A 17,819-nucleotide genomic window follows, 5' to 3' on the forward strand; every position below is an offset into this window, starting at 1 on the left:
CCCCTCTGAGGGGCGGCCTTTTGGTTTTGAAATGAGGGTCTCGCTTTACTCTTCGTCGAGGATGCCGTCGGCGAAGTCGGCGTTGTGGAAGACGTTTTGCACGTCGTCCAGGTCGTCGAGGGCTTCTACGAGCGTCATGATCGACTTGGCTTCGGCCGGGTCGCTGATGGGAGTGAGCGTCTCGGGCAGGTAGGCGAGCTCGGAGCTGGCGACTTCGATGCCGGCGTCGGCGAGGGCTTGGGAGACGGAGTCGTACTCGGTGATGGGCGCGAGCACTTCGAAGCCTTCTTCTTCGACCTTGATGTCTTCGGCTCCGGCTTCGAGGGCGATGTCCATGAGCTTTTCCTCGTCGGTTTGGTCCTTGGCGATGAGGAACTGTCCGCAGCGGTTGAACATGAAGGCGACGGCGTTGGCTCCGGCGAGGTTGCCGCCGCGCTTGGTGAAGGTGGAGCGGATCTCGGAGGCGGCCCGGTTCTTGTTGTCGGTGGTGACTTCCACCACCACGGCGACTCCGTGGGGAGCGTAGCCTTCGTAGACGAATTCTTCGTAGACGACGCCGGGGAGCTCGCCGGTGCCCTTCTTGACGGCGCGGTCGATATTGTCGGCCGGCATGTTGGCGGCGCGGGCCTTGAGGAGGAGGGTGCGCAGCTTGGCATTGGCGTCGGGGTCGCCGCCTCCGGCCTTGGCGGCCATGGTGATGTCCTTCGAGAGGCGGCTGAAGATTTTACCGCGCTTGGCGTCGACGGCCGCTTTGCGGTGCTTGGTGTTGGCCCATTTACTATGTCCTGCCATGTTCTTCTGGGTTAGTGGTCCGAGGTGCTAGGTTAATTGGCTTGAATGCGGCGCCGCTTACTTCTTGCGGTGGCGCTTTTTCTTGTCGCCTCCGTCGAGGGCCTTCTTGAGGGCGGGAGGGAGGATGACTTCGAACTCTTCGCCGCCGCGCTTCACGAGCCATTGTTGGCCGATGGTGAATACGTTGCTCACGGTCCAGTAGAGGACGAGTCCGGAGGAGAAGGTGTAGGTGAAGGGGAAGAAGATGAAGGGCATGAACTTCATCATCTTGGCCTGGGCATTGTCGACCGACGGGGTGGGCATGGTCCACATCTGGTAGGCGAGGGAGACGAGCCAGACGAAGGGGAGCAGGTTGATCGCGAAGTCGCCGAAGAAGGGCATGTTCGGGATGGTGGCTACGGTGTCGGGCTTGGAGAGGTCGGCAATCCAAAGGAAGTCGGCGAAGCGGAGCTCCGCGGCGCTGCGCAGCATGTAGAAGAGGGCGAAGAAGATGGGGATCTGCATGAGCATGGGCAAGCAGCCGGCCACGGGGTTGATCTTGTTGAGCTTGTAGAGCTCCATCATCATCTGCTGCTGCTTCTGCTGGTCGTCGGGGAACTTCTCCTTGAGGGCCTTCATGGGCTCGGAGATCTTGGACATCTTCTTCATCGACTTCATGCTCATGAGCGTGATGGGCAGCAGGGAGCCGCGCACGATGAGGGTGAGCAGGATGATGGCGACGCCCCAGTTGCCGACCATGCCGTGCAGCCAGTTCATGACTTGGAGGAGGAGCTTGGAGATGAATCCGAAGAAGCCGAACTGCATAGCTTGCTCCTGGCCTTGCTTGAGCTTGGCGATGCGATTGTGCTCCTTGGGGCCGGCGTAGAAGTCGAAGGTCTTGGTGACGCTGGCGCCGGCGGGCAGGTTGATGGCTTCGAGCTTTACGTCAGCGGTGATGCCGGTTTTGGGCTCGCCGTCCTTGTCGCCAGGGAAGTCGACGGGGCGGGCGACGTAGCCGGCGGCGGGTTCGCCTGGGGTGAGCAGGGTGATGAAGAATTGGTTCTTGATGGAGGCCCAGACGATGCGGTCGCTCACTTGCTCGAGGTCCTTGGGGTCGCTGCTGAACATGAGGAAGCCGCCGCCCATGAAGTCGCTCTGTTCGGTGAACTCGATGTCCTCGCCGTTGGAGTAGCCGAAGGTCTGCAGGAAACGGTCCTGGGAGCCGGAAGGGGCTGCGGTGCCGATGTTGAGCAGGAGTTCGCCGAGGGGGAGGAGTCCGTCGGTGAGATTGCGAACGGTGAGCTCGTGGGAAACGGTGTAAGGGGAGGGGCCGCTGAGATCCTGGGAAATGCGGTAGCTGCGGGTGACTTCCAGCTGGCCGTTGAGGACGCCGCGGTAGGTGATGCTGTCGGCGGTGGAGGAGATTTGCTCGAAGGCTACGTGGCGGGCGTCGCCGATGAGCGGGTTGCTCAAGTTGAGGGCCGGCGCGTAGCGGAGGCGGTTCATGATGTACGGCTCGTCGCTGTCGAGGGACTTACGCTGGTCCTTGAGCACGATTTCGCGCACGGCGCCGCCGTAGTTGGTGAAGCGGAACTCGGCGAGACCGTTCTCGAGGGTGGAGATGACTTCGCCGGTCTTCTCGTCGTTGACTTCGATCTGGGCGTGGCCGTTAGCCACGATGGTGGTGGGGGCCGCGGCTCCGTTGGCCGGGGCGGCGGAGTTTGCTGGGTCGCCGTTGGCGGCGTCTGCGGGGGCGGACTGGGAGGCGGTCTGGGCGGCTTCGCGGGCTGCTTGTTCCTCGAGGAGGCGTTGCTTTTGGGCCTCTTGGCCGTTCTTGAACATGAGGATCGTGCCTACGATCAGCAGCGATACCCCTATTATAGTGTTCTTCTTGTCCATCGATGTGCTGGGAAATTTCGGGTTTCCGACGGGCTTCCGTCAGAGGAAAGGGCTCATAAAAGGCTCGGCTTGGGAGCTAGCAAGCTATTCCGCGCCGCGGGAGGGCTCCTCGGGCTCCGGGGGCCGCTTGAGGAGTTTCTTGTACTTCAAGGCGTGCAGGAAGCGTTGCTCCAGATCCTCGTAGCTGGCCTTGCCGGCGGGCTGGCGCAGGCTGAGCACGATGTCGGCCTCGGGGCGGAGCTCGTGCTGGTGCAGGCGGAAGAGTTCGCGGAAGCGCCGCTTGATCTTGTTGCGGGTGACCGCGTTGCCTACGCGCCGCGCGGCGGAGATGCCGATACGCGGACACAAAACATCCGTGCCTTCGTCAGCACGGATGCGGGAAAATAGGGCGAAGTACTGGCAGCGGTAAGGCTTGCCAAGACTGCGAATTTGCAGGAAGTCGGCGTTACGGCGCAAGCGGCTAACAGGACGGAGTCTAAATCTCCTGACCATGGCGAAGCCGATTGGGCGTTAAGACGCCGCGTTTACGCGACGGAGAGACGGGCGCGGCCCTTCTTGCGGCGTGCTTTGATGACTGCACGTCCACCGCGGGTGGCCATGCGGGCACGGAAGCCGATCTTGCGTACTCTCTTGAGGCGATGTGGTCTGAATGTAGGTCTCATGACGTGAAAATTGGAAAAAGAGCGAGAAAATGGTCGTCGCCTCGTGGCGCTGTCAAGCCCGTATGCCGCGAAATGGGCCCGACTTTCGAGAAATAAGGAGGATTCCTCGGGTTTTATTCGATTTTGATTGATCAAAGTAGAGTTTGACAGGTCATCAAAGAACTTGGCAGTAATCGTGCTCTTAATTTGCAAATCCATGAAGTCGCTCCTTTCACGTTTCCTTATCCTGTTCTCAGCTCTGTCCGTTTGCGCGGCAAGCCATGCGAAACTGCGGGTGGTGGTGAGCACCTCGCAGATCGCGGATATCGTACGCGCCGTCGGCGGCGAGGAAGTAGACCTGACGGTCTTGATGGGGCCCGGGGTGGACCCTCACCTTTACAAGGCCACGGCCCGCGACGTGGTTGCGATGCAGCGGGCGGACCTGATCCTCTACAACGGGCTTCACCTGGAAGGGCGTTTGGCGGAGACCTTTTCCAAGGTCAACAACCAGGGCCGCAAGGTGATCGCGGTGGGGGAATCGATCCCGAAGGAGCGCTTGCTGGCGTCCGCCGACTACGAGGACGCCCACGATCCGCACGTCTGGTTCGATCCTGAGCTCTGGGTTTACGTGGTCGCAGCGGTTGGGAACGCCTTGGCCGAGGCGGATCCCGCCCAGGCCGCGCTTTTCGCGGAGCGCGCTTCTTTATATACAAGCAAGGTGGAAGCTTTGGCGGTTTGGGCGAAGCGGAAGATCGCAAGCTTGCCGGAGGAGCGTCGCGTCTTGGTGACGAGCCACGACGCCTATAACTATTTCGGGCGGGCCTTCGGATTTCAGGTCGTAGGGGTGCAGGGAGTCTCGACCGCATCCGAGGCCGGGATCGCTGACATCACCAATACGGCGGACTTTATTAAGAAGCGGAAGATCCCAGCCATCTTCGTGGAAAGCAGCGTTTCGCCCGCGACCATCGAGCGCATCAGCCGCGACTCGGGGGCCAAGGTGGGCGGCGAGTTGTTTTCCGATGCCTTGGGCGCCCGCGGCGAGTTGCATACGGGAGCGGACGGGGAGAAGTACGACGTGGGCACTTACCTCGGCATGTTCAAATACAACGTGGACACGATCGTGAACGCTTTGGGCCGCTAGGGCCTTTTCGGCGGCGGCGCGGTTTACGGGTTGCGGCTCAGGGGTGGCGGGCTTGTATGGAGTCCCTACTACCATGAGCATAACCCCCTTTTCGCTCTCACTCTCCCTCCTAACGCTTGCCGCAACGAGCCTCGTCCACGCTGCGGAAGAGACGCCCGAACGTTGGGCTTCCGATGGCAAGGCCGCGATCCAGGCGGCCCTCGATCGCCGGCCGATCGAGAAGCAGGCCCGCAATGTCATCCTCTTCGTGGGCGACGGCATGGGCATTTCCACCGTAACGGCCAGCCGCATCTACGAAGGGCAGCGTCGCGGCGAGACTGGGGAAGAGAATTGGCTGAGCTTTGAGACGCTTCCCTATACGGCTCTTGCCAAAACCTATAACGTAGACCTGCAAACTCCGGACTCGGCGGGAACGATGTCTGCCATGGTGACGGGGATTAAAACGAATGCAGGCGTCCTTTCGGTTAACCAGTATTCAGTTCGTGGCGACGCGGATTCGGTGGCTGGCAACGAAGTCGTAACCCTGCTGGAAAAGGCTGAGATCGCGGGGAAGGCGACCGGGATCGTGACGACGGCGCGAGTCACTCACGCGACTCCAGGGGCTTGTTATGCGCACTCCTCGAACCGGAATTGGGAGTGCGACGCGAACATGCCGGAAGGGGCGCCGATTTCGGATATCGCAGCCCAGCTGATCGAGATGCCAGCCCGCATGCAAGCGGCGGGCTTTGCCCAGGTGGACGGGCCGGAGTTGGTTTGGGGTGGCGGCAGGCGTTTCTTCTTTCCCGAAGGCGAGATCGATGCCCAATATTCGGTCGAAGGGGATAGTGGCAGGCGGAAGGATGGTCGCAATCTTGTGCAGGAGTGGATCGATACCCGAGAAGGCGGATCGTATATCCATAATCTAGATACGTTTGAATCTATCGATGTGAATGCTGATAGCAAGATACTGGGCCTATTCGAATCCTCGCACATGCAATTCGAAGCGGATCGCGAAAAGGACGCAGGCGGGGAACCGTCGCTGGCTGAAATGACGCGCAAGGCGATCGCCCTTTTGGAAAGGGACGAGGACGGCTATTTCCTGATGGTGGAAGGCGGACGCATCGACCATGCCCACCACGCCGGCAACGCTTATCGCGCTTTGGCGGATACGGTTGCTCTTTCCGATGCGGTACGGGTGGCGCGGGAAGCGACAAGCGAAGAGGACACGCTTATCATCGTAACGGCGGACCATAGCCATGTCTTCACGATGGCGGGCTATCCGGCCCGCGGAAACAATATCCTTGGCCTCGTTGCGAACGCCGATGGCAAGCTCGCCGAAGACGCGATGGATCTTCCGTATACAACGCTTGGATACCAAAATGGACCGGGGTACTTAGGAGCGAGCGACGCTCAGCCGGAAGGGCCCAAGGTCTTTCCGCACAGTCCTACCGGAGCGAAGGGTATCCGGGAAGGCAGGCATGATCTGAGCGAGCATTTGCATGGAGAGTTGGAAGACGGTTGCGACGCGTTCTTCTCCCATCTGCAGGAGTCGGCTTACCCGATGTCTTCGGAAACGCACGGCGGCGAGGATGTGGGAGTGTGGGCCTCGGGTCCCTATGCTCACTTGCTCGGCGGTACCATCGAGCAACACGTACTGTTTCACCTCATGGAATTCGCATTCGGCTTTAGCGAATAGCGAGTGTCCGATTCTTGGATACGACGCCTGCAGTTCGCTTAGCCCTCTAGTCGAGCCCCGCCTTCTTGCGGAGGATGGTTCGGGTGGCTTGGGCGGATTCCTTGAGGTCCTTCTCGCTCCAGCCGCCTTTTGAGGAGGCGCTCGGGTAGAGGAAGGAACAGGTTTCGTCCTTGTCGGAGATGGACCAGGTTATCCAGCTGATCTTGCGTTCTTCGGCCCAGTCCTGCCACGTTTGCCAAGCTTCGTAGTCCATGGGGCCGTCGCCGGAGGCTTCCATGCCGGCGGATTCGGAGATAAAGATGGGAGCGCCCTTGCTGAGGGCGTAGTCGCCTCGTTCGCGCAGGTAGTCTCCATGGGTGGCTGCGTAGTAGTGCAGCGTATACATGATATTCGAGACACCTTCGATTTGGTTGTCCGCTACGATGTGCAGGTCTTGGTCCCAATGTGGATTGCCGACGAGTATTATGTTGTCCGGATCGATGGCGCGGATGGTGGCGATGACTTCTTCGGAATAGGCTTTCACTTCCTCCCAGGAGTCGTCGACCGGCTCGTTGTAGATTTCGTATATGATGTTTGGATACTTTCCGTAGCGGGTAGCCATGTCGGCGAAGAAGGTTTTGGCCAGATCCGATTCGAGGTGGTGGCTGTGGAAGTCGATGATGACGTAGACGCCGCTTTCGATGGCCCCGTCGATGACTTTGGAAATGATTTCGACAGCCTTTTTCGGTTCTTCGTTGTAGGTGAGTTCCGGCTCCTCGTAGTGGATGCCCATGGCGGCGCGAACGACGTCCACGCCCCAGTCTTCCTTCAGCCACTTTACGCTGTCCTTGTTGTAGAAGCGCGGCCACCAGTTGTGCCAGCCGTAGCTTACCCCGCGCAGCACTACGGCCTCGCCGGCCTCGTTTACCAGTTGGGTCCCCTCCACGCGGAGCTGCGGAACGGAGGGCGGAGGGGTGGTTTCGGTGCGCTGGCAAGCGGAGCTCATAGCGAGAATGGCAAGGAGAGTGAGGAGATTTGTCGCGAGTTTCATCTGGCAGTTTGCGGAATGGCGGATCGTATGGATCCAGCAAAGGGCTGAACTCTCCGAGGTCGAATATCCCTGCAGCCGGCGATCCTCTTCCAGAAGAGTGAGGCCCCGTTGCCCAGGGGCAGCGCGGCGGGCGCTTGCATCGGAAGGGTGTACATCCGAGGTTGGGCTTGTGTGGGCAGTATTTGCAGGTTTGAGGAAGAGGCGCGAATTTGATCGTTTCTTAAGTCGCTGGGGATTATTAGCTTAAGGTATTAAAAGGGGCTTTGGCGCAGACGATGCCATGGTAGGGGCATGGTCGAACGAAACAATGTTAACCCAAGGCTCTGCTACTCATGAAAATACGAAGCGAAAACGCACCAGCCGGAGACCGCAGCTCGGGCCGGTTCAAAATTTGCGGAACAGGAATTTGTTTGCCGCAGAAGGTGGTGACAGCCTCCGAACTGGACCGTTTGATCGGCAAGCCTGATGGCTGGACGGCGCGGCATACCGGAGTGTTGGAGCGGCGTTGGGTCGAGGGAGAATTGCAGTCGGAGTTGGGCGCGGCTGCGGCTCGAGCCGCGTTGCAGGAGGCGGGACTCGATTTGGGAGCGGTGGATGTGTTGATCGGCGCGAGTGGCGTACCGGAACAGCCTATTCCTTGCACGGCGGCAAGGATCCTCGCGGAGCTCGATCCAGCTGCGACGGAGGTAGCGGCTTATGACCTGAACGCGACCTGCCTTTCCTTTCTGGTGGCATTCGATCATGCGGCTCAGTTGATCGAGACAGGGCGAGCAAACTGCGTTTTGGTGGTTTCTTCTGAGATTGCCTCGCTGGGTTTGGATTTCTCGGAAGCCGAAAGCGCAGCCTTGATGGGGGATGGTGCGGCGGCGGTTTTGTTGCGCAGGGAAGAGGACGGGGGGCGTGTATTGGCTTCGCGGATGCAAACCTTTCCGGAAGGCATAGCGTTTGCGGAATTGAAGGGAGGGGGCACGCGACACCATCCGACGCGTTGTACCTTTCGCAAAGAGGATCATCTGTTCCACATGAAGGGGAAGGAGCTTTTTCGCTTGGTCTCGCAGCATTTGGGGCGGCAGGTCGCAGCTCTGATGGACGCGGAAGGGATTTCTTGGAGCGGCATCAAGGCGGTGCTGGCCCATCAAGCCTCGGGCCCTGCCGTGGAGCTGCTGGGCAATCGGCTTGGCATACCAGAGGAGAAGCTGGTCCGAATCTATCCCCGTTGCGGGAACACGATTGCTGCCAGCTTGCCGATGTGCTTGCACGAGCTTCGACAGAGTACGGCTCTGGAGTCGGGAGACCGGGTTCTCTTCATAGGAACGTCGGCGGGCGTATCCATTGCTTCCTTGCTTCTAGAGGTTTAGAGGAATTGCTTATGAAAATCGGAATCACGGGAGCGACCGGTTTCTTGGGGAGCCACTTGTGCGCTGTATTGGGAAAGGCAGGACATGAGGTGCGGGCTTTCGGCAGGAACCGCGGCAAGGGAATGGCGCTTGAGGGAGGCGGGGCATGTTTTGTCGCGGTTGACTTGCGGGATGCGGATGGGCTGGCTGCTGCCTTTCGCGGCCTAGACCTGGTAATCCATGCTGCGGCGCTTTCGGCGGTTTGGGGCAAGTACGAGAGTTTCTACGAGAGCAATGTCGTGGGAACGGAAAACGTGTTGGCGGCCTGTCGGAAGTGCGGAGTGGGAAAGCTGGTCTACGTTTCCTCGTCGAGCGTGTATTTCGATTTTAAGGACAGGTTTTCGATAAGAGAGGAAGATGCGGTAGCCAAGCCATCTCCTTCGGCCTATACGCGTTCCAAGCTGGAGGCGGAACGGAGAATCCAGGCCGCGACGGGCATCGATTGGATCATTCTGCGGCCTCGAGGAATCTTCGGCCCGGGTGATACTTCCATCATCCCGCGGGTCCTGAGGATCGCCCAGCGGGGTTGGTTTCCCTTGGCGAGGAAAGGAGAGGTGTTGGTTGACCTCACCTATGTAGGCAATCTGGTTCGGGTGGTGGAGCTCTGCTTGACCGCCAAGGCCGGCGCTTGGAATCAAGTCTACAACGTTTCGAATGGTGAGCCGGTGGCGACGGGGGACTTTTTCGACCAGTTAGTAGAAGGTTTAGGCTTAAAGGTTCGAAAAGTGGATACAGCCGCTTTCTTGATCCGTGGCGCAGCGACTTTGGTGGAGCTCGCGGCGAAGGGCTTGCGGCTGGGAGAGCCATCCATTACGCGTTACACGGCAGGTTTGCTTTGCTGCCATCAAACCTTGGATATTGCCAAAGCTCGAAACTTGTTGGGGTACGCGCCGGAGATTTCGATCTCGGAAGGTTTACGGCGAACAGTCCGAGCTATGAAAGGGGATGCGGATGCATAAGATCGACACGGTTCGCTTCTTTGCGGCGGGAAGTTGTTTTCAAAAGGAGGGGCTTAGCTTGCGCGGAGGAGCTTGGCGAGATGTCGAGTTTCCGGCGGTTTGCGCGGTGTTTCGGCATCCCCAGATCGGTTGGGTTCTCTATGATACGGGGTATGATCCTTGTATTTATGCGTCGAATACGAAGCTCTCACTGAAATGGTATGCGAAATTCATGAAGGTGAAAGTATCGCAGCGCTCAAGCGTGGTTGCGGGGCTGAAGCGCTTGGGCCTGGCTCCGGACGACATTGCGTTGGTGGTGCTCTCTCATTTTCACCCCGATCATATCGGTGGAGCTCGATCCTTTTCGAAGGCAAGGTTTCTGTGTTCACGCGCGGGATACATCGCTGCGTGCACGAAGCCGAAACGACTGGGCTTTCATCGGGAGTTGCTTCCGGACGATTTCGAGGAGCGTTGCGAATTCGTCGAAGACAGGTCGCCGAGCAGCGAGCACGTTTTGCGGGGGCTGGGCGGTGTGTATGACGTTTTTGGTGACGGGCTTGTTTTGGGCGTGCTGTTGGACGGGCATGCTCCGCGTCAGCTTGCTTTGTTGGTTCGAGGGAATGCTCGGAGTTGCTTCTTGGTGTCGGATGCGGCCTGGAGCACTCGGGCGATTCTCGAGAACCGACCTCCGCATTCGATCACCCGTTTGATACAGGATGATTGGCAAACCCTATTGAGAAATTTAAAGCAGCTAAATCGCTTGGCTTGCGAAAACCCTACTTGGCGTTTCGCTCCTTCTCACTGTAGGGAAAATTTGGCGACAGGGGAGTGTCGTTTGCAGGATTGATGAAAGCGGGGGATGAGTTCGTTGTTTTGATCACGGGTGGTCGTTCGCCGGTGGCCTTGGAGATGTGTCGCATATTCGGTAGGGAGGGAGCTCGAGTGATCGTTGCGGAGAGTAGCGGCGGTTTTTTGTGTCAGGCGAGTCGCTTCGTGGCTGCGTTTCATAAGGTTCCCTCGCCCCGCTTTCAGACTGAAGCGTATGTCTCGGCCTTGCTCGAGATCATGAGAGAGGAAGGGGTGGATCTCCTGGTTCCGACTTGCGAGGAGGTTTTCTATATCTCGAGGTTTCGGGAAAGGCTAACCGAGGCGGGGCGTGTTTTTGCCCCGGACTTTGCGTGTATCGAAGCCTTGCACCGCAAGGATTGCTTCGTGGAGTGGGCCGCGGAGATCGGATTGCCGGTTCCGTGGACGGCGCTGTGTGGCGAGGCGGTATTGGGAGGATTGAGCAAGGTGGATCGTTTTGTGCTGAAGCCGGTGTATTCAAGATTTGGTTGCGAAACGATATTGCGGCAGGGAAGCGATATCGCCCTGGCGAACGACGGTCGGGCTTGGGTCGTGCAGGAGTTTCTAGAAGGAGAGGAGCTGCATAGCTACGCGATCGCTCAGGATGGCCGCATCTTGCAGAGCGTGTTTTATCGCGGCCTGGCCAAGGAAGGGGCAATGGGGCCGAGCCTCGCTTTCGAGGAGGTGGATTGCCCTGCTGGCGACGCTTGGGTGAGGCGGTTCGTGGAGGAAATCGGTTTCACGGGCCAGATCGCCTTCGACTTCATACTAGGCGTGGATGGAGTGGCGCGAGCGATCGAATGTAATCCTAGGGCGACCAGCGGCTTGCATCTATTGTCGGAGGGCTCTGGCGTCTACGATGCGATCGTAGTGGGGATTTCCGGTGAGACCAGGAAGCGGAAGCTTCCCAACAAGGGCTTGCTCCTGCCGAGTCTGTTGTCAGGGGCGAAGGGGGACTTTGAGGATGTCGTCTTTCGATGGGACGATCCCTTGCCTGCAATGGCTCAGTTTCTGACGCTGGCGTATTTTGGAGGGCTAGCACTGCGGAGTCGGAGGTCGCTGGCTGCGGAGATGGTTCATGACTTTTGTTGGAACGGAGGGGCGATTGAGTAAGCGGGTAGAGGGCGAGGAGGCGTGGTCCGAGTTTCTGGAGCGGCTTAGCGAGCGGGGGGCGCCGGCTTACGTTGCTAACTTGAAAGCGGAGGTTCGTTCGCTAGAAGTGGGGAGCCTACGGCTTTCGATCGTGTATCCGGAACGCGGTTACGCAAATTGCTACGTCGGGTCGGTGCGGGCTCAGTATGTGGATTACGCTCGGTATGAGATCGATTCGAGGAAGCTTGGTATTTTGGGGACGATTCTGAAGGGGTTCCTCAAGGGAGTCGATGCGTTGATGAGGCTTGCCGCGAGCGAGCGGACGGTGTTCGTGAACAATCGCTTGCTTTCGACCAACCTCTATCCTGCCGGCGTGGAAAGGGAGCTTGCAGCGATTCGCGATCGCCTGCTGGGGGAAGGGGGAGAGCGGGCGATCCTGTTTCGCTCTCTGGCTGGGAGCTGCAACGCTGCTTTAATCGCTGCGTTGAGGGAGGCGGGCTTTCGGGCGCTGGCGAGCCGGGAGGTTTACCTTTTGGATACGTCTTCCGGAGAGCATCGCCGTCGCTCGAATTTTTTGAAGGATCTGGCGTTGCTGGAAGGGTCCGGGCTGGAGCGGGTACCCGGAAGCCAATTTTCGTCAGCGGATTTCGATCGGGCGCGAGAACTTTACGGGAAGCTCTACTTGGAGAAGTATACGGCCTTGAATCCGCGGTTTACGGAAGCGTTCCTGCGGGAGGGAGTGGAGACGGGGTTCTTGCAGCTAGTGGGCTTGCGCGGCGAGAAGGGGCTGCTCGGCGTGCTCGGCTACTATCGTTGCGGCGATTGGATCACGGCTCCGATTCTTGGATACGATACGGAATTGCCGGTAGAGCTTGGATTGTATCGACAGCTGACGGCCTTGCTCACGTTGGAAGGGGAGCGCCTCGGCTGCCGGATTCATCGCAGTTCCGGGGCGGCGGCTTTCAAGCGCTCGCGCGGGGCGAAGCGCGAAATCGAGTACAGCTACGTTTACGTGGAGCACTTGCCTTGGTGGCGGCGTTGGGCGTGGCGGACGTTTTTGGCCTTGGTGAACCGCGTGGGACGTTTCGCCTTGGATCGAATCGATGCCTAGGGGCGTGTTCTTTTGTGTGAGTGGAAGAAAGCGGGGTAAATTGGCTGGGGCGGCCGCAAATCGGTGTTTGTGACTTGGCATACCCTTTTTTGTGGGGATGTTGCGAATTATGAAGACTTTTCCAGACGGATTCCTGTGGGGCACGGCTACGGCCGCCTACCAAATCGAAGGCGCGGCCGCGACCGATGGGCGTGGGCCCAGCATTTGGGACGCCTTTTCCCACATCCCGGGCAAGACGGCCGAGGGCCACACCGGCGACGTCGCTTGCGACCACTACCATCGCTGGGAGGAGGATATCGAGCTGATGAAGCGAATGGGAGTGGGCTGCTACCGTTTCTCGATTTCCTGGTCGCGCATCCAGCCGCAGGGCAAGGGCGAAGTCAACGAGACGGGCATCGCTTTCTACAACAAGCTGATCGACGGGCTGGTAGCGGCGGGCATCACGCCTTGGGTGACACTCTTCCACTGGGACTTGCCTTTGGCCTTGCAAATGGAGCACGACGGATTGCTCAACCCCGAGATCGCCGATCGCTTCGCCCAGTACAGCCGGATCTGCTTCGAGCGTTTCGGGGATCGGGTGAAGAATTGGATCACGCTCAACGAGCCTTGGTGCAGCTCATTTCTCGGGCATGGCAACGCTTACTTCGCCCCCGGGCGCGCCTCCGCGGACGAACCTTATGTGGCAGCCCACAACTTGCTGCGGGCCCACGCCTATATCGTGGACGTGTATCGTCGCGAGTTCCAAGCCGAGCAAAAGGGACAGATCGGCATCACCAACAACTGCGATTGGCGGGAGCCGGCTAGCGACTCCGAGGGGGACAAGGCCGCGGCGCAGCGGGCTCTCGAATTCTTCCTCGGATGGTTCGCGGATCCGGTTTACTTCGGCGACTACCCGGCGGTCATGCGGGAGCGCGTGGGCGAGCGGCTGCCTCAGTTCACCCCTGAAGACGCCAAGCTGCTGAAAGGGTCGTCCGACTTCTTTGGCCTCAACCACTACACGACCATGATCGCCTCCGAGCCGAAGCAGGAAGTGAGCGGCACGGGGGACATCAAGGGCAATGGCGGCATGATGGAGGACCAGCAAGTCGAGCTGGCGGGGGACCCCTCTTGGGAGCAGACCGATATGGGCTGGAACATCGTGCCTTGGGGATGCCGCAAGCTCTTGGAGTGGATCGATGCCCGCTACGGCCATCCGCCCATCTACATCACGGAAAACGGCTGCGCCATGCCCGGCGAGGACGACCGCGAGACGGCGCTCAACGACACCCGTCGCGTGGAGTTCCTCAAGGGCTATATCGGAGCCTGCCACGAGGCCATCCAGAACGGCGTCGACCTGCGTGGATACATGTGCTGGAGCATGATGGACAATTTCGAATGGGCGCTGGGATACACGCGTCGCTTCGGCCTGCATTGGGTCGACTACGAAACGGGCGAGCGCCAGCCCAAGGCTTCGGCCAAGTGGTACGCGGAAACGGTTAAGAACAACGGCTTCTAGTCGCCGCCTCCAAGGGCGATGGCGGCGAGCTTGTAGCTCGCTGTCGCGCCTCAGCGAGGGGGAGGTAGCCTTCTTGCGAAGGCGGCTGCGTTCTCGGGTACTATTTAGGCGCATGGGATAGAGTTGCGTCGGAGGCGGGCGCCGTTTGGGTTCGTTTTCGCTATGATGTTACGTACCCTTCCACCCACCCTGTTCGCTATTTGTTTCTCCTGTGCGGCAACGCTGCTTTGTGCGGAAACTGCCACGGAGCCGGAGATCGTCTGGCACGACGTGTCGGAGTGGGGTGTGGAGGGCAGGGCTTGGGAAGACGAGCAGCGTTCCAACTACTTCGACCGCTTTCCGGCAGCCGGCGAGAAAACGTTGCGCGAGCCGGTGTGGAGCCTCAGCCAGTCGCCTACGGGCATGGTGGCGCGCTTCGAGACGAATGCATCCGAAATCTGGGTACGCTACGACTTGCGCAAGGAGAACCTCAGCATGGCGCATTCTCCGGCGACGGGGATGAGCGGGGTGGACCTCTACGCTCGGGACGAGGAAGGCACCTGGCGCTGGGTGGAGGTGACCCGACCTCGGACGCAGCAAATCGAGACCAAGATGGTCGAGGGCTTGGCTCCCGGTTCGCGGGAGTACGCGGCCTACCTGCCCAATCGAAATCCGGTCAACGGGCTGGAAATCGGCGTGCCCGCGGGGAGCGAGTTTCGCGGTCTCTCGCCGCGGCGAGAGCGGCCTATCGTGTTTTACGGTACGTCGATCAACCACGGGTCAGGCGCGTCGCGGCCAGGGATGATTCACACGGCCATTTTAGGGCGGCACTTCGATCGCCCGGTGGTGAACTTGGGCTTCAGCGGAAACGGGCGGATGGAGAAGGAAGTGGGCGATTTCCTCGAGCGCTTGGATGCGGCGGTTTTCGTGATCGATTGCCTGCCCAACATGGGGCCCGAGTTGGTGCAGGAGCGTTGCGAGCCGCTGGTCAAGCAGCTGCGTAGGGCTTGGCCGGATACGCCTATCGTATTGGTAGAGGACCGCCGCTACGCCAACGCTTGGATACGGCCGGCCAAGGATGACTTTCATGATCGGAATCAGGCGGCCTTGAAGGAGTCTTACCAGGCCTTGCTGCAAGAGGGGGTCGAGGGGCTCTTCTACATCGAAGGGGACCATTTGTTTGGCGATGACAACGAGGGCACGGTGGACGGCTCGCATCCGACCGACCTAGGCTTTTGGCGGCAGGCGGAGATCTTCAAGCCGGCGTTGGCCAAGGCCCTGGAGGGGCGTTAGGCCTCGGCATCGCTGATGGCTGCTTATTTGACTGTACGCATGCGCCTGAGCGTGTGTCGTTGACTCGGTAAGGGCGGCGCCTTTTTACTGGGAGCTGTCTTTCCTGCGTGTCCCTTGTACCCCGCTGGTGCCATCGTACCAGCTTGCGCGGACCCGCTAGCAACTAACCCCAAAAGAGATTGAATATACAAAGCAAAGGAACTGCGGCGAATACCTTCGACGCGATCGTTATCGGATCCGGAATCAGTGGCGGTTGGGCCGCCAAGGAGCTTTGCGAGAAGGGGCTCAAGACCCTCGTGCTCGAGCGTGGCCGGGACGTGAAGCACGGCGAGTATCCGACGGCGATGATGGAAACCTTCGAGTTCGAGGGCCGCGGGAAGGTCACGAAGGAGAGCCGGGAGCGTCAGGCCAAGCAAGGGCGTACGGGATACACGACGCACCCGCAGTGCGCCCATTGGTTCGTGGACGACATCGAGCATCCGTACAACGAGACGAAGCGCTTCGATTGGATGCGCGGCTACCATGTGGGGGGCCGGTCTTTGCTTTGGGGACGTCAGTCCTACCGCTTGGGCGATTTGGACTTTACGGCGAACGCGAAGGATGGGCACGGTGTGGATTGGCCGGTGCGCTACAAGGATATCGCCCCTTGGTACGACTATGTGGAGGAGTTCGCGGGCATCAGCGGCCGGGCCGAGGGCTTGGCCCATTTGCCGGACGGCAAGTTTCTTCCGCCTTGGGACTTCAATTGCGTGGAGGAACATGCCGCGGAGCAGGTCCGCAAGAAGTTCGGCGACCGCATCATCACGATCGGGCGTACCACGAACCTGACGGTTCCGCACAAGGGCCGTGGGCCTTGCCAAGCCCGCAACCGCTGCATTCGCGGGTGTCCGTATGCTGGATACTTCAGCAGCAACGCGGCGACTTTGCCTGCGGCCTACGCGACCGGAAACCTTTCCCTGCGTCCTTTCTCGATCGCGAGCGAGCTGATCTACGACAAGGAAAAGGGCAGGGCGATCGGCGTGCGTATCATCGATGCGGAGACGAGCGAGTCGATCGAGTACTTCGCGAAGGTGATCTTCTGCTGCGCCTCGGCGGTGGCCTCGACCTATATCCTGATGAACTCCAAGTCGGACCGCTTCCCGGAGGGCTTCGGCAACGATAGCGGCGAACTCGGGCATAATTTGATGGACCACCATTTCAAGGTGGGGGCTAGCGGAGTGATCGACGGATTCGAGGACAAGTACTATACCGGCCGCCGTCCCAACGGGATCTACATTCCGCGTTTCCGCAACGTAAGCAAGGAAACGACTCGCAGCGATTTTGTCAGAGGATATGGATACCAAGGTGGCGCTAGCCGTACCAACTGGGCTCGGGGGATCGGCGAGTTCGATCGCTTGGGCGCAGACTTCAAGGCGGACCTGGTAGCTCCGGGCCCTTGGCGCATGGGAATGGGGGCTTGGGGCGAGCACCTGCCGTACCACGACAACAAGATGACTCTCGACTACGAGAATACCGATAAGTGGGGCTTGCCCACGGTAACCTTCGATTGTGATTACAAGGAAAACGAGATGGCGATGCGTAAGGATGCCCAGGAGTCCGCGAAGGAGATTCTCGACGCGGCCGGTTTTAAGGACATCCGAGGCTACGATTCCTTGTCGGCCCCCGGGCAGTGTATTCACGAGATGGGCACGGCTCGTATGGGTCGCGATCCTAAGACCTCGGTTCTCAATGGATTTAACCAGGTGCATGCTTCGCCCAACGTTTTCGTGACGGACGGAGCCTTCATGACGTCTTCCGCCTGCCAAAACCCGTCTCTCACTTACATGGCGTTCACGGCCCGCGCGGCGGACCATGCGGTGAGCGAACTAAAGAAAGGAAACCTTTAAGATGAGCGCTTCAGAAAGAGATCAGAAAAACGGATACGGAATCGATCGTCGCGAAGCGATCAAGCGGGCGGCCATGATTTTGGGCGCGGCTGTATCGGCCACGACCTTTGCAGGGGGCTTGTACGCGGACCGGGCCAAGCTCGGAACGGGCGCGGATTGGACTCCGCGTCACTTGAGTTCGAGCGAGGCGAAGATTGTCAGCTTGGCCTCGGAGTTGATCTTGCCAAAGAGCGACACTCCCGGCGCTCAGGACGTAGGAGTGCCTCAGTTTATCGATCTGATCTACGGCGAATACATGACGGACGAGGAGAAGGAGCGTTTCGAGGAAGGGCTGGCGGCCTGGAGGCGAGCCGGGTTCGAGTCGGCCTCGCCAAAGGAGCAAGTCGCTTTGCTAAAGTCGCCGGAGCAGAGCTCGCGCGGGTTTATCCGTCATCTGCGGGAGTTGACCATCACTGGCTATTTTACCTCGGAGGAAGTTGCCAAGACCGTATTGCGATTCGTGCCGGTTCCCGGTCGCTATGACGGCTGCGTTCCGATCGAAGAGACGGGACGGGTGCTGGCCAGCGAGTGACAGCTCCCAGCCTTGGCGTTCAAGGAAGCGGGTTGTGGAGAGTGGTGGGACGCT

The 17,819-nt window shown here is 59.7% G+C and carries 16 protein-coding genes; 10 read left to right on the forward strand and 6 right to left on the reverse strand.

The features are described from left to right. Nucleotides 1–45: 45 nt before the first annotated feature. From QEH57_RS11730 to rpmH, 4 genes are all read right to left on the reverse strand, one after another. Complete coding sequence (locus QEH57_RS11730) at nt 46–792, reverse strand: YebC/PmpR family DNA-binding transcriptional regulator (RefSeq protein ID WP_309006924.1); 747 nt, start codon at nt 790–792, stop codon at nt 46–48. Between the two features lie 57 nt (nt 793–849). Continuing rightward, complete coding sequence (gene yidC, locus QEH57_RS11735) at nt 850–2,670, reverse strand: membrane protein insertase YidC (protein WP_309006925.1); 1,821 nt, start codon at nt 2,668–2,670, stop codon at nt 850–852. Between the two features lie 84 nt (nt 2,671–2,754). Continuing rightward, on the reverse strand, nt 2,755–3,126 hold the full coding sequence (gene rnpA / locus QEH57_RS11740; protein WP_309006926.1) for a ribonuclease P protein component: 372 nt from the start codon (nt 3,124–3,126) through the stop codon (nt 2,755–2,757). Nucleotides 3,127–3,194: 68 nt separating this feature from the next. After that, on the reverse strand, nt 3,195–3,332 hold the full coding sequence (rpmH, locus tag QEH57_RS11745) for a 50S ribosomal protein L34 (RefSeq protein ID WP_191618000.1): 138 nt from the start codon (nt 3,330–3,332) through the stop codon (nt 3,195–3,197). A 196-nt stretch (nt 3,333–3,528) separates the two neighbouring features. Between rpmH and QEH57_RS11750 the strand changes: the two genes are divergently transcribed. Continuing rightward, the gene (locus tag QEH57_RS11750) at nt 3,529–4,452 is read left to right on the forward strand and encodes a zinc ABC transporter substrate-binding protein (protein WP_309006927.1); all 924 of its coding nucleotides are present in this window, start codon (nt 3,529–3,531) and stop codon (nt 4,450–4,452) included. 73 nt (nt 4,453–4,525) lie between these two features. Further along, nucleotides 4,526–6,127 (forward strand): alkaline phosphatase, encoded by a 1,602-nt coding sequence (locus QEH57_RS11755; protein ID WP_309006928.1) that lies wholly within the window; start codon nt 4,526–4,528, stop codon nt 6,125–6,127. A gap of 46 nt (nt 6,128–6,173) precedes the next feature. Here QEH57_RS11755 and QEH57_RS11760 read toward each other — a convergent pair whose 3' ends face one another. Then, on the reverse strand, nt 6,174–7,157 hold the full coding sequence (locus QEH57_RS11760) for a glycoside hydrolase family 5 protein (protein ID WP_309006929.1): 984 nt from the start codon (nt 7,155–7,157) through the stop codon (nt 6,174–6,176). A gap of 332 nt (nt 7,158–7,489) precedes the next feature. Between QEH57_RS11760 and QEH57_RS11765 the strand changes: the two genes are divergently transcribed. Together QEH57_RS11765 and QEH57_RS11770 are read left to right on the forward strand one after the other, a co-directional pair. Further along, the gene (locus tag QEH57_RS11765) at nt 7,490–8,515 is read left to right on the forward strand and encodes a 3-oxoacyl-[acyl-carrier-protein] synthase III C-terminal domain-containing protein (protein ID WP_309006930.1); all 1,026 of its coding nucleotides are present in this window, start codon (nt 7,490–7,492) and stop codon (nt 8,513–8,515) included. An 11-nt stretch (nt 8,516–8,526) separates the two neighbouring features. Continuing rightward, nucleotides 8,527–9,513 carry an NAD(P)-dependent oxidoreductase gene (locus QEH57_RS11770; RefSeq protein WP_309006931.1) on the forward strand — a complete coding sequence of 329 codons (987 nt, stop codon included), beginning with the start codon at nt 8,527–8,529 and terminating at the stop codon, nt 9,511–9,513. Between the two features lie 364 nt (nt 9,514–9,877). Here QEH57_RS11770 and QEH57_RS11775 read toward each other — a convergent pair whose 3' ends face one another. Beyond that, nucleotides 9,878–10,078: a hypothetical protein gene (locus QEH57_RS11775; RefSeq protein WP_309006932.1), complete on the reverse strand. Its 201-nt coding sequence runs from the start codon at nt 10,076–10,078 to the stop codon at nt 9,878–9,880. Nucleotides 10,079–10,338: 260 nt separating this feature from the next. Here QEH57_RS11775 and QEH57_RS11780 point away from each other — a divergent pair, with 260 nt between their 5' ends. The 6 genes from QEH57_RS11780 (at nt 10,339) to QEH57_RS11805 (ending at nt 17,765) form a co-directional block, all read left to right on the forward strand. Beyond that, nucleotides 10,339–11,451 carry a hypothetical protein gene (locus tag QEH57_RS11780; RefSeq protein ID WP_309006933.1) on the forward strand — a complete coding sequence of 371 codons (1,113 nt, stop codon included), beginning with the start codon at nt 10,339–10,341 and terminating at the stop codon, nt 11,449–11,451. Further along, nucleotides 11,444–12,541, forward strand: coding sequence for a hypothetical protein (locus QEH57_RS11785; RefSeq protein WP_309006935.1), 1,098 nt, complete (start codon nt 11,444–11,446; stop codon nt 12,539–12,541). Before QEH57_RS11780 ends, QEH57_RS11785 begins: the two co-directional genes overlap by 8 nt. Before the next feature lie 109 nt (nt 12,542–12,650). After that, complete coding sequence (locus QEH57_RS11790) at nt 12,651–14,036, forward strand: GH1 family beta-glucosidase (protein ID WP_309006936.1); 1,386 nt, start codon at nt 12,651–12,653, stop codon at nt 14,034–14,036. Between the two features lie 162 nt (nt 14,037–14,198). Then, nucleotides 14,199–15,308, forward strand: coding sequence for an SGNH/GDSL hydrolase family protein (locus tag QEH57_RS11795; RefSeq protein ID WP_309006937.1), 1,110 nt, complete (start codon nt 14,199–14,201; stop codon nt 15,306–15,308). 179 nt (nt 15,309–15,487) lie between these two features. Further along, entirely contained in the window at nt 15,488–17,194 is a 1,707-nt protein-coding gene (locus QEH57_RS11800; protein WP_309006938.1) for a GMC family oxidoreductase, read from the forward strand. 1 nt (nt 17,195) lies between these two features. Continuing rightward, entirely contained in the window at nt 17,196–17,765 is a 570-nt protein-coding gene (locus QEH57_RS11805; protein ID WP_309006939.1) for a gluconate 2-dehydrogenase subunit 3 family protein, read from the forward strand. Nucleotides 17,766–17,819: the final 54 nt, after the last annotated feature.

The organism is Pelagicoccus sp. SDUM812005 (assembly GCF_031127875.1).
GTDB lineage: Bacteria > Verrucomicrobiota > Verrucomicrobiia > Opitutales > Opitutaceae > Pelagicoccus.